The sequence below is a fragment of the Bradyrhizobium sp. 44 genome (genome assembly GCF_023073095.1).
Classification (GTDB): domain Bacteria; phylum Pseudomonadota; class Alphaproteobacteria; order Rhizobiales; family Xanthobacteraceae; genus Bradyrhizobium.
Genome location: NZ_JADPIY010000011.1, coordinates 1 through 16,798, shown reverse-complemented (window position 1 = coordinate 16,798; position 16,798 = coordinate 1). Strand labels below are relative to the sequence as shown.

At 57.3% G+C, this 16,798-nt stretch carries 5 protein-coding genes; all 5 read left to right on the top strand.

What is annotated here, in order from left to right; genetic code table 11:
- The first annotated feature begins 28 nt into the window (after positions 1-28).
- The 5 genes from IVB41_RS10395 to IVB41_RS10375 all read left to right on the top strand — a co-directional run bounded on the left by IVB41_RS10395 (position 29) and on the right by IVB41_RS10375 (position 16,212).
- Positions 29-8,056, top strand: coding sequence for a non-ribosomal peptide synthetase/type I polyketide synthase (locus tag IVB41_RS10395; RefSeq protein WP_249802588.1), 8,028 nt, complete (start codon positions 29-31; stop codon positions 8,054-8,056).
- Between the two features lie 8 nt (positions 8,057-8,064).
- Positions 8,065-11,967, top strand: a complete 3,903-nt coding sequence (locus IVB41_RS10390; RefSeq protein ID WP_081747896.1) for an alpha/beta fold hydrolase — start codon at positions 8,065-8,067, stop codon at positions 11,965-11,967.
- 81 nt (positions 11,968-12,048) lie between these two features.
- Entirely contained in the window at positions 12,049-13,476 is a 1,428-nt protein-coding gene (locus IVB41_RS10385) for a hypothetical protein (protein WP_155809806.1), read from the top strand.
- Between the two features lie 400 nt (positions 13,477-13,876).
- The gene (locus IVB41_RS10380; protein ID WP_346770820.1) at positions 13,877-14,674 is read left to right on the top strand and encodes a TIGR04325 family methyltransferase; all 798 of its coding nucleotides are present in this window, start codon (positions 13,877-13,879) and stop codon (positions 14,672-14,674) included.
- 257 nt (positions 14,675-14,931) lie between these two features.
- Positions 14,932-16,212, top strand: coding sequence for a lipopolysaccharide biosynthesis protein (locus tag IVB41_RS10375; protein ID WP_081747897.1), 1,281 nt, complete (start codon positions 14,932-14,934; stop codon positions 16,210-16,212).
- Positions 16,213-16,798 lie beyond the last annotated feature (586 nt).

The window sequence follows — 16,798 nt, the reverse complement described above, 5'->3', positions numbered from 1 at the left end:
GGTTGGAGAAGGTGTAGCCATCATCGGCATGGCGGGACGATTCCCAGGCGCGCGCAGCGTTGCGGAGTTCTGGCGCAATCAGCTCGAGGGAATCGAGTCGATCTCTCAGTTTCGCACGGACGATATTGAATCGGTGCGCGGTCACGCGAGCGATGCTCGCCATGTAAACGCGCGGTCGATCATCGACGATATCGAACTCTTTGATGCGGACTTCTTCGGTATCTATCCGCGCGAGGCGGAACTGATGGATCCGCAGCAGCGACTGTTTCTCGAATGCTGCTGGGAGGCGATCGAGAGTGCAGGTTATGTGCCGGATACGTATCCCGGCCTGATCGGTGTTTATGGAGGATCCTCCCTCTCGTCGTATTTTCTCTCGCGCCTCTGCGCGACACCGGGGTTCATCGAAAAATTCACGTCCGGTTACCAGGTCTCGAACTATGTCGAGATGATGGGGAACAGCTTGGACTTCCTGGCCACACGGGTTTCGTACAAGCTGAACTTGCGGGGGCCGAGTTTCACGATGCTGTCGGCCTGTTCGACGTCATTGCTGGCGGTCACTCAGGCGTGCCAATCGCTATTGACTTACCAGAGCGATATGGTCTTGGCCGGCGGGGTATCGATTACGCTCCCCCAGCAGCGAGGGTACCCATACCAGGAAGGAGGCATGGTCTCGCCGGATGGACACTGCCGGGCGTTCGATGCTGATGCGCAGGGTACGGTGTTTGGCAGCGGCGTCGGCGTTGTACTGCTGAAGAGGCTCGACGATGCAATTCGAGATGGCGACCAAATTCATTCCGTCATTCGCGGCTTTGCGGTCAACAATGACGGATCGGCTAAAGTTGGTTACACGGCCCCCGGCGTGGAGGGACAGGCAAGTGTCGTCGCGATGGCGCAAGAGGTTGCCGGGATCAATCCGGATACAATTGGCTACATCGAGGCCCATGGAACAGGGACGCCTCTAGGCGATCCGATCGAGCTCGCCGGATTGACCAAGGCATTTCGTGCGGCCACCGACCGTAAACAATTCTGCACGATAGGAACTGCCAAGACCAACGTGGGGCATCTGGATATCGCTGCCGGTGTTACCGGATTGATCAACGCATCGCATATCGTGAAACACGGCGTATTTCCTCCGACGCTGCACTTCAAGAACCCGAATTCCAAGTTTGACCTGCAGAATAGCCCCTTTCGGGTCGCGACCGTGCGCTCGGAATGGAAGAACGACCAAGGGCTTCGTCGTGCTGGTGTAAGTGCATTTGGCGTCGGAGGAACTAACGCCCACGTCGTGCTTGAGGAAGCGCCGAAGCGTCCTGAAGCTTCGTCTTCCAGATCCAAGCATTTGCTCGTGTTGTCCGCACGTTCGCCGGCGGCTCTCGAACGGGCCACTGATAATCTGGCGGAGCATCTACGTTCACATCCCGAACTGAACCCGTCGGATGTGGCCTGGACTCTGCAGGAGGGCCGGCGCGAGTTCGAGTTCCGCCGGACGGTGGTCGCCGGCGATCTCGCCGAGGCTGTTCGATGCCTGTCCACGCGCGATAAATTGCAGACGCGCTCAAAGACGATAGATGCTCCCGAGGTCTGCTTTATGTTTCCGGGGCAGGGCTCGCAGCATGTCGGGATGGCGGCCGGCGTTTATGCTGACGAGCCAATATTTCGTGACGCGGTAGATCGGTGCGCGGAAGTCTTGCGTCCGTATCTTGGAGACGATCTTCGAACGTTGCTGTATCCCCCGGCAGGAGCAAGCGAGAGCACACGGCGAATAGTAACCGAGACGGTCGTTGCCCAGCCGGCCATATTTACAATTGAGTACGCTCTGGCTCAGCTCTGGATCAGTTGGGGCGTCCGACCAAAGGCGATGGTCGGCCACAGTATCGGAGAATTTACTGCGGCCTGCCTCGCAGGCGTTCTGTCGCTCGAAGACGCGTTGAGACTCGTTGCTTTGCGGGGGCGGTTGATGCAGCAGTTGCCCGCTGGCGGCATGCTCTCGGTTCGGCTTCCGCAAAGCGATCTCCGCGAAGTCTTGCGAGAGCCGTTGTCACTAGCGGCGGTTAATTCTCCCTCTCTTTGTGTGGTGGCGGGACCGCTTGATGCTCTCGCCGAATTTGAGCGCGAGTTGGCAGATCGGAAGGTCCTCTGCCGACGATTGGTAACGTCGCACGCATTCCACTCGGCCATGATGGATCCCCTCATCGCACCGTTGGCTGAGGCGTTCGCATGTACCAAGCTTTGCGCACCGAAGATACCGTACGTCTCGGGGGTCTCTGGCGATTGGATCACTGACGATCAAGCAATGGATCCACATTATTGGGCCCGTCATGCTCGCGAACCTGTTCGTTTTTCATCAGCCGTCCAGACCATACGAAGCAGCCGCGCGATTCTGGTGGAGGTAGGGCCTGGCAATGTGACGACCACGCTAGCGCGGCAGCACGGCTTTCCCAGTGACCAGATCATTGTCCCTTCGCTCTCGGACGGCTTCTCCGGCCAGGGTGATATGGATGCGCTCATGGCCGCTCTGGGGGCCGTGTGGCTTGGTGGCGTCCGTCCGAATTGGCAGAGCATGCACAATGGCGAGCACCGTCTACGCGTGCCGTTGCCGACCTACCCTTTTGAACGCAAGCGATACTGGCTGGAAACGCCGGCGGAGACGGGTGCGGTCACGACGCCCCCGCTTGGCAACATGCCCCATTCACTCACATCGAACTCAACGACTGATCAACAGATGGAAGCGGCAAACATGGCGCCGATTATCAATTCCCAGCCGGCTTTGATCTCGTCAGTAACTCGGATCGACAGGATCCACGACGCGCTGGCCGAACTACTGCATGACTTGTCCGGTGTGGAAGTTGCGGCGACGGAGACCGCGACGTTCCTCGAAATGGGGTTCGACTCGCTGTTTCTGACGCAGTTCGCGCAGGTCCTTCAGGAGAAGTTCGGGATCAAGATCACTTTCCGGCAATTGCTCAATGAAGTTTCCAGCCTGGCGAGACTAACGGAATATCTGGGCGAGAAACTTCCGCCCAATATGTTCGCAGAACCTATCAACGGAACAGCGCAGACTGACCGGTCGCGCGTCGCTATCCCTGATGAGAGTTCTGCAACGGTAGCTCGAACCGTCCAACTATCGCCGGGCGTACAGGTCGGACCAGCTTCCGCTGACGGAGACGCGCTCGCGAATCTCATGCGGGATCAGTTGCAGGCGATGAACTTGCTGTTCGCTAAACAGCTCGAGACAATGCAAGCTAAAGCTCCAGCACCCGTGGCCGCGAATCCTGCAGTCATTCCTCTGCCGATCCGCCAGCCCGTTCAGGCTTCAGTCGCGTCTCCTCAAGCCGTCCCGGCGGCTACCATAAAGCCGCACGGTCCGTACAAGCCGCCGCAAGTCGGCACGTCGCAAGAGTTGACCGAGCAGCAGGAGACGCACCTCAAGCGGCTGATTGAGCGTGTGAATCAACGCACATCGAAATCCAAGAACCTCACCCAGCAATACCGTAATGTTCTCGCCGACCCCCGCGTCGTTTCGGGGTTTCGCGACCGGTGGAAAGAGATGGTCTATCCGATCGTCACCGACCGCTCGAAGGGATCGCGCATCTGGGATATCGACGGTAACGAGTACATCGACCTTGTGAATGGCTTCGGGCCAATCATGCTGGGCCACCGCCCGGATTTTGTGGAAAGCGCGATTGAAACGCAGCTCCATGCCGGGTTCGAAACAGGTCCCCAAAGCGCGCTTGCGGGCGAAGTCGCGAAGATGTTCTGCGACATGACAGGTAACGAACGCATGGCGTTCTGCAATACCGGTTCCGAGGCGGTCCTTGCGGCGCTTCGCGTTGCGCGGACTGTCACCGGCCGGAGCAAGGTTGTCATGTTCGGCGGCGACTATCACGGTCTGTTCGATGAGGTCCTTGTGAAGGGCGTCAAGAGCAGGACTGGCGAACCGTCCGTCGCTCCGATTGCACCCGGCATTCCGCGGGAGAGTGTATCGAACATGGTGGTGCTGGATTATGGAACGGCTGAGTCGCTCGAGTGGATCCGCAAGAATGCGGACGATCTTGCTGCGGTTCTTGTCGAGCCCGTTCAAAGCCGCCACCCTGCGCTGCAACCGGTAAGCTTCCTCAAGGAAGTTCGTAAGATTACGGCGGCGTCTGCCACAGCGCTGATCTTCGATGAGGTCGTCACGGGTTTCAGAGTCCATCCCGGCGGCTGCCAGGCCCTGTTTGGAATTCGAGCGGATCTCGCGACTTACGGGAAGGTCTTGGCCGGCGGTATGCCGGTCGGTATCCTCGCCGGGACGAGTCGCTTCATGGATGCTCTTGATGGAGGTGCATGGCAGTTCGGAGATGATTCCTATCCTGAAGTCGGCGTTACGTTCTTTGCCGGTACCTTTGTGCGTCACCCGCTTGTTGTCGCGGCAATGCACGCAGTGCTGGTACATCTCAGAGAGCAGGGGCCTGCACTGCAGGAACGGCTGAACAGGCGAACTGCGGACCTGGTGCAACGAATTAACTCGGTGCTGCAGTCTGAGAATGTGCCGACCAAAATCGAGACGTTCGGTAGCTTCTTCTATTTCAGCTTCCCCGCGTCGGAACGCCTTGCGAGCCTCTACTATTTCTATCTGCGTGATAAGGGGATTCATATCCGCGAGGGTTTCCCTTGCTTCCTCACGACATCGCACAGTGATGCGGATCTCGAAACGATCGTTCGCGCGTTTAGGGATAGTGCCATCGCGATGCAGCAGGCCGGCTTCCTCTCCGCGCCCGCAAGTGCCGCTCTATCCGACCCTCCTCACGTAAAGGCTGCCAGTCCGGATCCAAAAGATCCGATTCAACTGACCGAGGCGCAACGTGAGATATTCCTGGCTACAACATTGGGTAGCGAGGCGTCCTGCGCGTTCAATGAGTCATTCAGTGTTGGCCTGAGGGGCAAGCTGAGGATCGATCTGCTGCGCGAAGCGCTGAACGAACTCATCCAACGACATGAAGCTCTTCGTTCCACTATCGATGCCGAGGGGCAATGCATGCTTGTTCGGCCGGCGCTTCGGTTGGACATCCCGGTTCTTGATCTGTCGTCTCTCGAGACGTCTGCGCGCAAGGCCGAGTATGAGCGAATTCTGGCTGCGGATGCTCGAATTCCGTTCGATCTCGTCAACGGACCGCTCATTCGTGCGCAGGTCGTGCGTTTCGAGCCCGAAGACTCTCAATTGATGGTCTCATCGCATCATCTCGTTTGCGATGGGTGGTCGACGAATATACTCGTCGATGAATTGGCAACGATTTATTCCGCCAAAGTCGAAGCAAGGGTGCCGGATCTGCCAGCGCCGGCCAGCTTCAGTCGCTACGCGCACGCGCAACACGAACTACAGCGGACTGGTAAGAACGCCGATGTTGAGGCCTATTGGCTAGATCAGTTCAGCTATTTGCCCGAACCACTGGCGTTGCCGACCGATCGCCCGCGCGGGGGGACGAAGACGCATGCAGGTGCAACCGTGCGGTCCTTTATCGGTGCTGAAGCGCATCAGAAGATAAAGCAACTGGGTGCGAAGAACGGCTGCACGCTTTTTGCGACGCTATTATCTGGTTTCTATGTGCTTCTTCACCGGCTCAGCAACCAAACCGATATCGTAGTCGGCGTTCCGGCAGCCGGGCAGAGCCTTGTCGACGACGACAGCAGCCTTGTCGGGCACTGTGTCAATTTTCTCCCTCTCCGAACTCAAATTGATCCGAACGCCTCGTTCGCGACAACTCTTGGAAGTACCAAGCGGGTACTGCTCGATGCGTATGACCATCAAGGTTATACATATGGAACACTCGTGCGAAAGCTCGGGGTACCTCGCGATCCCGCGCGGATGCCGCTCATGGAGGTTCAATTCAATCTTGAGCGCCTTGGAGCAGGTGCCCGTTTCGCAGAACTCGAGACGGCGGTCGAGCCGAATCCCAAGGCGTCGGTCATCCTTGATCTCTTCTTCAACGTGATTGAGTCCGAGCGCGGCTTGGTCATCGATTGCGATTATAACGCAGATCTCTTCGACAAAGACACGATGTCGCTGTGGATGCGGTACTTCGAAACGCTCTTGCTGGGCGCAGTTCAAGACCCGCAGACGACGGTCGATGACCTCTCGCTGATGACCAAGGAACAGGCCGCGTTGGTCATACAGAGACTGAATCCGAATTCGATAGAAGCGCCGTCCACTCGATCGATCGTGGACATGTTCGAGGAGCGCGCGGCTCGGTCGCCGGATCGGATCGCGCTTCAGATTGGCCAGAGCCGGCTCACGTATAGCGAGCTCAATGCACGCGCAAATCAGCTGGCGCGGTATCTGCAACGATCCGGGCTGCGGCCGTCAGCAATGGTGGCGACGAGCTTCGAGCGCTCGCTCGATATGATCGTTGCGATGTTGGCTATCTTGAAGGCGGGGGCGGCCTACGTACCGCTGGATTCGTCTTATCCACTCGAGCGGCTGACGATGCTGGTCGAAGATGCCAAGCCTGCTGTCTTGCTCACCCAAGAGACGCTTGCAAGCCGAATGCCGGACAGCCCGGCAAGGGTCATTTGCGTTGACAGGGATGCGCCGGGCATTCGTGGGGAAAGCACTGAAAACCTGCCGCCTCACTCTACACCCGATGCTCCTGCCTATGTGATCTTCACTTCCGGGTCCACCGGAAAGCCAAAAGGGGTTGTGGTCAGCCATCACAACGTGGCGAGGCTGATCGAATCGACGAGGCCTTGGTTTAACTTCGATGAGAGCGATGTGTGGACGTTGTTCCATTCGTCGTCGTTTGATTTTTCGGTCTGGGAGATTTGGGGATGTCTGCTGACCGGCGGGCGCCTGGTCGTCGTGCCGTATCTCGTTACGCGCTCACCGCAGGACTTCTACAATCTCCTGGCTGACGAGCGAGTGACGGTTCTCAATCAGACGCCGGCGGCATTTTATCAACTCATCCAGGTCGAAGAGGCCGGACATATCAAGCCGCTGTCTCTCAAGCACGTGATCTTCGGTGGTGAGGCGCTCAATTTTGCGAGCTTGAGACCCTGGGTCGCGCGCCACGGAGATCGCACTCCGCGGCTCGTCAACATGTACGGCATCACCGAAACAACCGTCCACGTCACCTATCGCCCCTTGAGTGCGGAGGATATTGCGTTGGAGGCGCGTAGTTTGGTTGGCACGCCGATCCCGGACCTGCGCCTCTACTTGCTGGATGCAAGGCAGCGGCCGGTACCGGCCGGCGTGACCGGAGAGATCTATGTCGGTGGGGCCGGCGTCGCCGGTGGCTATTTGGGTCGTCCTGAATTGAGCGCCGAGCGCTTCGTCGTGGATCCTTTCGCGGCGGCTGCCGACGCAACGATGTACAAATCGGGAGATCTCGCCAGGATACTTTCGACGGGTGATATCGAGTATCTCGGTAGGGCCGATGCGCAACTCAAGATTCGTGGCTTCCGCATCGAGCCGGGCGAGATTGAGGTTGCCCTGGTCGAACATCCTGCGGTGCAGCAGGCCACGGTCGTTGTTCGCAAGGACGATGGGAGCGCCAAGCTCATTGCCTATTACGTCGCAAAGCAAGGCAATTCCGTCGCTCCCGCTGACCTGCGACAATACCTCCAGGATAAGTTGCCGGCTCACATGATTCCGCACGCCTGTGTCTTGATCGATGCGGTGCCGCTCACGATAAATGGCAAGGTCGATCAGAAGCGGTTGCCCATACCGGACCTCGGCGGCGCGATCAAATCCAGCGAATACGTCGCGCCAAAAACGGCACAAGAGCAGAGCTTGGCCGGAATTGTTTGCGAGATACTGAAGCTGGAAAGAATCGGCATCACAGATAATCTGTTTGAGCTCGGTGCCGATTCACTGCACGTATTCCAGATTACGTCGCGTGCAGCGAAGGCTGGGCTGCAGATTACCCCAAAGTTGGTGCTCCAGAAACGAACGATCAGTGCCGTGCTAGCCGAGCTCGCACAAGGTAAGCCCGTGGCGCAATCGCAAACTATCATACCGGTCGAACGGAATCTGTACCGTGTTAAGCGCGAGGTATCTCGCGGCAGGAAGGCTCACGACTGAGAACGAAGATGTCTGTATTAAGCGCGATGCAAGGAGGTCTCGGTGCCCCAGGAGCGCCTGGCAAGCCGGATGACGATATACTTGCGTTTCCGCTTTCTCCGGCGCAAAGGCGCATCTGGCTTGATAGCGAGGGGCGTCCGGGGAATTCGGCGTACAACGCATCGTTTCGCTGGAGCCTGAAGGGACCATTGGATCTCTCCGCTTTGCAGCGGAGCTTCAATGAGATTGTTGCACGACACGAAGTGCTTCGAGCCACCTTCGTCTCTATCGATGGCGAGGTCCATCAGCAGATTGCTCCATCGCTGAGCTTGTTGATCCCGGTGACCGACCTTCGCAATTCGCCGGAAGCGCATCGTGAAGCCGAAATCGAGCGAATCTGCGCGGCCGAGGCTACGAGGCTTTTCAATCTTGAAAAGGGCCCGCTAATTCGCGTTGGCCTGCTCCGCATCGATGAGTCTCAATACCTCCTAATGTTGACTCTCCATCATATCATCTTTGACGGGTGGTCGATTGGGGTTGTCATGCGCGAGCTGCAGCGGCTCTACGCGGCCATTTCGGAGGGGAGGACGCCCGATCTCTGCCCACTTTCGATTCAATTTCCGGACTATGTCGTCTGGAGCGCCGAACAGGCCGAGAAAGCGGGCGAAGAAGACCTGAGCTACTGGGCAGACAAACTGCGGGACTACCAACCGTTCAGATTGAAGCCGGATCTGGCGGAGCACAGTGAGTTTGCGAAGGGAGCCATACTCTCACGTCTGGTGCCAAGAAGTATTTCGAATTCGCTGAAGTCGTTCAGCGAACAGTATGGCGGCACAATGTACAGCACGACGTTGGCGGCTTGTTTCGCGACGTTGCATCGGTGCACCGGGGCGACTGACATCGCTATGTGGACTCCGTTGGCGAGCCGCAGCCAGCCCGAACTCGAGAACCTGGTCGGGTTGTTCGTCAATCAGGTTGCAGTCCGGGGGGACCTTTCGGGTGATCCGAGCTTAAGGCAGTTGGCTGCTCGCGTTCGCGACGATGTATGGGACGCCCTTGCCCACCAGGCGATCCCCTTCGAGAATATAGTCGAGGCGCTGACCGACGATCAGGACACGCGAAACGGGCAATTCTGTTCCGTCAATTTCGTCTGTCAGCGGGCCTTCGGCGGGGCTGTGGACTCTGAGTTCGATTTTCCAGGCGTCCAGGTCTCGCCGATACCGTCGAAATCGCCGGGTGCGCTCTTCGACCTCAATTTCTTTCTGGTCGAACGAGCAGAGGGGTGGAGGTTGTCGCTCGAGTACAACGCGGATTGTTACACCGCTGAAACCGGCAATATGCTGATTGAAGTTTTCGACGGCATTCTTCAAGCCATCGCCAAGGATCCCGATGTGAGGCTATCGGGGCTGCCGTGGATCGGTCCGGTCTCCGATGACCTCGTTCCATCCGATGAAGGGGAGGAGAAAAGCGTACTCGAAGTGCCGGCCACCAACGAAACGGCTCTGCACAGCAGTTGCGAGTTTCCGGCCAGCGTCACTCAGCTACGGTTCTGGCAGCTATCGCGCCTTCGACCAGATAGTGCTGCTTTCAACATGCCGGCATCGGTTCGTATCGCGGGGCCACTCTCGGCCGAGCGTCTACAGGAGAGTCTTAGGGTACTCGTGGATAGGCACGAGATCCTTCGAACAGTCTTCAAGGAATTCGATGGCGAGCTCAATCAGGTCGTCTTGAGCCGAGCGGAATGCGAGGTCCACATCTCAGATCTGCAGACGGAATCCAGGCAAGCCGGATTTGACCTGGGTGAGCTGCTGCGGGACGAAGCGCTCGGGCCATTCAATCTAGAACGCGGTCCCCTCATGCGGGTGCGGCTGCTTCATCTAGATCCTAACGATCATGTTCTCGTCGTCACCGTGCATCATATTATCTCGGACGGCTGGTCTCAGAGCATCCTGCAGCGGGAATTATGGGCGATCTACGAAGCGCTTGCGGCGGATCGGACGCCTGGATTGCCCCCACTATCCATTCAGTATGCGGATTTCGCAGTGTGGCAGCGAGAATGGTTGGAATCTGAGGAAGCTAACGAGCATCTCGCCTATTGGATGAAGACGCTTGCGGGGCCGCTGCCGGTGTTGGATTTCCCGACTGATTACGCGCCCGGTCAGCGCCACGCGGTTCGGGGCGCGGTCGAAAGAGTGCGCTTGCCGGGACATCTGGTCGAGCGGCTCAAGGCACGCAGCCGTTCGGCCAACGTTACGATGTACATGCAATTATTGGCGGCGTTCGCCATCCTGTTGGAGCGTTACACGGGCCAGCATGATCTTACGATCGGATCACCAAGCGCGAATCGAAGCTCGCAGACGGAGCCCATGATTGGGCCATTCTCCGGACCAATTGCCCTTCGGTTCGATCTGGCAAAATGGTCGACGCTGGATGATGTTCTTAGGTACACCAGTCAGGTCGCAATGAATGCGCTCGATCATGCGGTGTTCCCGTTCGAGAATATCATGGCGCGACTCAAGATGAGGTCGATCAAGGGTAGGAATCCACTCTTTCAATTCTACTTTCTGTATCAAACGGCCTTCCTGCAGCGCCGGGAGGCGGGAGAGCTTGCGATTAGGCCGATTTCGTCGGCCAGCGTAGGAAATCCTTTTGAGCTGCAGCTCGCTGTCATTGAGCGGGACCACGAAGTCTGGTTGAACCTCGAGTACGATCAGGGTTTGTTTCAGTCGACATCGATCGAAAGTATCATGTCGTACTATCAGCTTGTCCTGACGGAAATCGCGACCGACCCGGACAAGCTGGTCTCCGGTTTGAAAGCGCCCCTAGTTGAGTGGGGGCAGCGTGTGGTTGTGGAAAACCGCGGCGGCGGGCAGGAGTTTCATCAGCCTCGCAATCCAACTGAAGCAAAGTTGTTGGCGATATGGGAGAGACTTTTCGATCTGCCGACGATCGGTATTCGCGATGATTTCTTCGATTTGGGAGGGCATTCCCTGCTGGCGGCAACGTTGATCGCGGAGATCAAAAAGGAATTCGACGTCAAGATCGACCTATCGAAGCTTCTGGTGGATCGCACGATCGAGCAACTTGCAGCTCTCGTCGAAAGACGGGACCATTGTCAGCAATCATGCCTGGTTCCCTTGCGCGCAACCGGGGCAAGAGTGCCACTCTTCTGCGTACATGGTGGGGGCGGACATGTCCTAGCCTATAGTGAACTGGCGAAAGCGTTGTCTAACGATCAGCCGGTATACGGGTTGGCGTCGCCGGAACTTGATGGTGCGCAGCGGGCAATGACCGTCGACGAACTCGCTCGCCTCTACAATAGTGAAATACGTCGAGTGCAGGCCCATGGCCCGTATCGCATCTGCGGATACTCGTTCGGCGGTGTCATTGCGCTTGAAATGGCAAGGCAACTGATCGCAGAAGGAGAAGAGGTTCCCGTCCTTGTCATCCTGGATACAAGCAATTGGGGATACTACAGGCATCTTTCGTTCGATGAACGTCGCCGCTTCTGGAGCGTTCGGATCATCGATCGGGTGCGGCGATACTATCGCCGCATAGCAGAACACAGGCTGGATGTTGCGCTCTCAAGTGCATTCTTCTTTCTCAGAAAGAAGATGCGTTTGCGACTATGGACGCTTGTTCAGCGGCTCTCTCGTCTCGCCAATCGTCCGATGCCGGCGCAACTCCGGGACAACATGACGATGTTCAAGGCTATTGCACAATTGTACGAGGCAAAACCTCTCCCGGTGCGCATCATTCTATTCAGGTCGGAAGAACGTGATCCCGAGTACAACCTGAATCGTTCTTTGGGGTGGGAGCTGGTCGCTTCCGAGGGGGTCGATGTTCACGATGTTCCGGGTGACCATCTGTCGTTCATGCGCGACCCGCACGTTGCGAAGGTCGCACTTCAGCTGGATAAGTACCTCAGGTAGCCTTCCGCCGCCGCGGCGCGAATTGCATCTGGGCTGGGAATTCGGGGGCGGCTGCGTGGATGGCCGGGGAAGGGGCTGCGGGTGCGCATTCTTGAGATTTCAATAGTCGCCGTACTGGTTGCTCATCTCGTCTTTCTGCTGTCGCCGGGTCGCGAAGATTATCTTTGGTTGGCGTATCTTCCGTATTTGTGCATGGCGATCATCGCATTCCATCTGCTGTTTGAGGGATATCGGTGGCAGATGCTCCCGATCTATCTTGTGGCCTTTGCAGGCGTCCTCCAGTCGGTCATTCCGCAATGGATGGAGAATGTCCAGGCGCAGTATGTCACCGAATTGATAGGTCTCTGCTGCGTCGGTGGTGGAGTTGTCCTGTGTACAGTTTTCCCGGTATTCCAGTTGCCGCCGCCGACAGGACCTAATTCCGTTGGTACCAATATTCGATATGTTGTTGACAAGGGCCGATCTGATCCGCTGACGCCAAATGGGGCAAGAGAGCTCATGATCCAGGTCTGGTATCCAGCGGCTGGCACGTTCGCGGGCAAGGTTGCCGCTTACCAGGAGAAGACGACGACGACGGCCTGGAACGCGCGATTTAGCTTGGTAAACACGCATTCCACCGTAGACGCTCCGCTGGCTGATTCAGTAGGCCACTACCCTGTTCTGCTCTATGCACCGTCGTGGGACGGTATGAGAACCGAGAATACGCATCTAGCGGAACAACTCGCCAGTCACGGCTACATCGTTGTCGGGATTGATCATCCATACAGTTCATCGGTGACCACCTTTCCAGATGGGCGCATCATCAAATCCAGGCTGGTTGAGGAAGGGGTCTATTCAACGGAAGCCGCATTCAGTGGCTTTCTGAAGACTATCGAGACGGAGATCCGAACCAGGGCAGACGATGTGCGATCTGTGTTGAACTTCCTGGAGGATCTTAACACGGCGGACCCGCTCGGACTGTTCGAGAACCGTCTTGATATGCACAGTATCGGTATTTTTGGCTTTTCGCTCGGCGGGGGTGTGGCCGCACAGGCGTGCTGGCTCGATCGACGATTCAAGGCCTGCCTCAACATGGACGGCGTTATGGCAGATGAATCCCTCGACCAGGGTGCAATCGCTCCTTTGTTCATTATGAGTCAGAACGACCCGCTTCCGCCGGACAGTGTCGGCGATGTCGGTCAATCGAAGCGCCGAGAGATGGCGATGGACTGGGAGCAGTTCGTTCAAATGAGAAGGCTATACGCAACCTTTGGAGGCTATTGGCTCACGCTCAAGCGGGCTAAGCACTTCAATTTTTCAGACTACGCGTTCTCGTCTCCTGTGCGCTTTGTGGGTCGTTCGGGAACGATCGATCCTAAGCGAGCAGCCAGAGCCATCGGCGAGAGCGCGTTCGCGTTCTTCGAACTCTACCTTAGAGGCAATGGCGGGCCGTTGCTCAAGCTAGCTCCCTATGATCTGGCTGATGCCCGTTTTGAGAAATCGACCGCAGCTTCGGCCAGCAAGCATTAACCTCGGCAGGGTTCCTATTTTGGAAGGCCGGTCGAAGGTACTGTCCTGATCTGGGGAACCGAAACCGGGAACTCATCGCCGCCTCAAGCGCACCCTCCTGAAGTGCCCTCGGCGCTCGGGCCTGGGCCGCCGTTTTAATGGCGGGGGGAATTAACTAGAATCGACCGAAATTTCCTGCCGACGCACGACTTTCTGTATTCTGCGTCGCGACAGGCCGCCCGGGCGCAGATTCTTCGAAGGTTTGGCTCCCAGATTGGTAAAACGTCATCGATGTCTCCATAGTTCTGTTGGTGTTGCGGAGCGCAATCTTAAACGCTGCGCGGCTCAAGAGAGGATGCAGACTTGTGCCAGCGCTCAAATCAGGCGACCAGATCGAGAAATTCTTTGAAGCATGTCTAAATTGCCTTCAGCGCTGCAGCATCTCCTCTCAACGCCCCCGGTTTTGCTTTTTAGAGGGGCCTTGGGTCACCTGCTTGCCCTAGTTCGGTCGCCTTATCTTCGGCATCGGGGAGCTTATTCCTCATTTCAAGAAGCTGTCGCAGCCGTGCGATCCGATGCGCTCGTTGGCTACGATAACGACGAAGTAGTCATGCATTCCCTTGATTACATGTCGGAGCTCAAGCTCGAAGATTATCCAATTTTGTTCTGGCTGGATCGCTTGGCTCCTGAGACCAGCGTTATTCTCGACGCCGGAGGCCATCTGGGAACCAAATACCGAGCGTTTGGCAGCCACCTGCGGATGGGAAACAAGGTCGATTGGATTATCTACGATCTGCCCGCAATCGTCCGCGCAGGACGCCGGCTCGTCGAACAAGGCGAACTGTGCGGGCCCATCTTTATCGACAAGCTATCCCAAGCGCCCGCGGCGGATGTTCTGCTCGCTTCCGGCTTGCTGCAATACCTGGACGTTCCGTTCGACGTCTTTCTCGGAAGTTTACGTGCATTGCCGCGCCACTTGCTTCTGAACAAGGTCCAGACGCGAGAAGGAGCGACGGTCTTTACACTTGAGAATTTCGGATGCGCGGAGATTCCGTACCAGATTCGCAACAAGGCGGAGTTCCTTAAGTTGCTGGACCAGTTAGGCTACGATGTTATCGATGAGTGGTCGATTCCGGCGCTGTCCCGAACAATTCAGACACACCCGAAGTTGGGGCGGTCAACGAGCCGCGGCTACTATGCGAGGTTGCGCGGTGGCTGAGTCTGGCGGCAAATAAACTGGGACTTGGAACGAATTGTTTCGGATTGTTGCTTGGAGCAGGATTGGCGGAGCGAGTATTGTCCAATGAATTATGACGTATTATCGTTGCCATCGTGGCTGCACCGTCGCAGATGCGGCGGAAATGGAAGAGCCCCGGCGTTATCCAATCTTGTCGGCCGCGGGCGTCATTTTTGTCGCTGATGGTCCGCCATTCGCTGGTTGATACTGGCCATACTGACTTTTGAAAAATATTGAGCATGTTCCGAATTGTTGGTTTTCTGGGTCCCAAGTTACCGATGTTTCGCCTCTTCGCTGGCTCGATCGGTAGCCTAGCAGTCGGTATCGTCGCGCAGACTGTCGCTTTTGTCCTTCTTGCCCGTTCCCTTGGCGCGGGTCAGTTTGGCGAACTGACGGCAATCAGTGCAGTGACGGCGTTGGCGAACTCGTGGTGTGGATTTGGCCCAGGAGAAGCCTTGCGCCGGATCGTAAGCCGCGACACCGGCCGATATGCCGAGGCCCTGGGTCACACCCTGACGATGATTCTGGCGACCGGGACCGTGCTGACGGTCTTGGTTGTCGGGGGAATGCTTTTTGCTTCAACGATCGACCGGGGAGATCCATCGAGCTGGCTACAGATTCTGTTACTGCTGGTACCAGTTAACGTGGCTTTTCCTTCCATCTTCAATCTTACCGAGAACATCTTTCTAGCTCGCGGTGATTTCAAGAGAGCTAACTTAATCAATGGCGGTACAGGTGTTGCGCGAGCATGCGCTGCCGTCGCTGCGTGCGGTCTATTCGGCGTCAACTCATTGCAAAGCTGGGCCATGTGGTGGGCGGCGACCCATGTGGTTATTGGACTGGTCTGCCTGGCCATGGTGTGGGGTTTCGGCCGCCCGCACTGGTGCGTTATTCGCCGGGAAGTATGGTTGGGTGGAAGTCTTGCCTTTTCCAGCTTCCTGATCATGCTCCGGCATAGTGTTGACGTTCTTGTGCTGAGCGCGGTCGCATCGCCCGACTTTGTTGGAATTTATGGCGCCGGCCGGAGGCTCATTGGAGCCGCACTCGTCGTTCCGGGAGCGTTTGACCGGGTCATTTATGGAAAGCTTGCGATTGCCGGTAGAGACGGGCCGCTCTCGAGTTTGAGGCTTGCGACAAAATATCTTCCCTATTCGTTAGGCATTAGCGCGACGACCAGCGTCGGCCTCTTCTTGATCGCGCCCTACATGTCCTTGGTGTTTGGCCCAGCCTTCGGCGCGGCCTCGGATGTCGTCAGGGCTCTTGCGTGGACCGTAATTCCGACAGCTGTGCAGTTTCTGGCATTCGACGCTCTTAACGCAGCCGAGCAGCACAAGATCTCGACGGTCGTAAGCGGGGCGGCAAATGCTGTTGGCGCAATGATGGTCGTCTTGCTGGGCACGGCCTATGGGACGGCGGGGATCTATGCTGCTCTGTACTTCTCGGACTTTTCGCGGGGTGGGGGACTGTGGCTGGCGCTCAATCTGTCTGCCCGCCGGCAGCGTCACGTAGAAGCCTACTAGCTGTCGGCTAGGTCGCGGATGGTCGGCTGAATTAGAAGATCTCGGCCTGAATCGCTCTCGCAGCCGATATAGGCGAGGAGGTATTCGCGATCCTGGCGGAGGTCATGCCGTGCTCATCCGCAGTCAGTAAGTGGCCTTGCCTGCAGGCCGCTGTGTGGGAAATGCTGGTCGTCATGGCCGAGCAGAATGTGCAAGGCCAACTGCCTTAATTGGCTGGAGCGGCGGCACAGGCCCGCTTGGGAGGGATCGGCCTCCTGCATCCTCGAAGAGTTGCTTCGGCTCCGTGCAATGTCCATGGCCGATCGTATGCTGCCGAAGCCTTTGCCACTTCTATGGTGGCAAATTTCGTGAGCTCGCTAGAGGCCAAGAGCGGCCTCGATTCCTGCGTCGTTGTTGTAAGAGCAGGGCGCATCATTCGCTCGCCGGGCGGGGCCCCACGCCGGCGTCGCGTGCCAAAAGCTCATCCGCTTCCGCGTGGTCCCTGAGGGTAAGCGCTGTTTCGGTCCCACCTTCCATTGAAGGCGTCGAGCGAGGCATGATCGATCTCTGATTGGAGATCGGCTTTTGTCTAAGCTTGACCATATGC

What these genes read in the sequence shown, in the direction of transcription:
- IVB41_RS10390 (WP_081747896.1), top strand. Translation starts at nt 8,065, where the DNA reads ATGTCTGTATTAAGCGCGATGCAAGGAGGTCTCGGTGCCCCAGGAGCG.
- IVB41_RS10375 (WP_081747897.1), top strand. Translation starts at nt 14,932, where the DNA reads ATGTTCCGAATTGTTGGTTTTCTGGGTCCCAAGTTACCGATGTTTCGC.
- IVB41_RS10395 (WP_249802588.1), top strand. Translation starts at nt 29, where the DNA reads ATGGCGGGACGATTCCCAGGCGCGCGCAGCGTTGCGGAGTTCTGGCGC.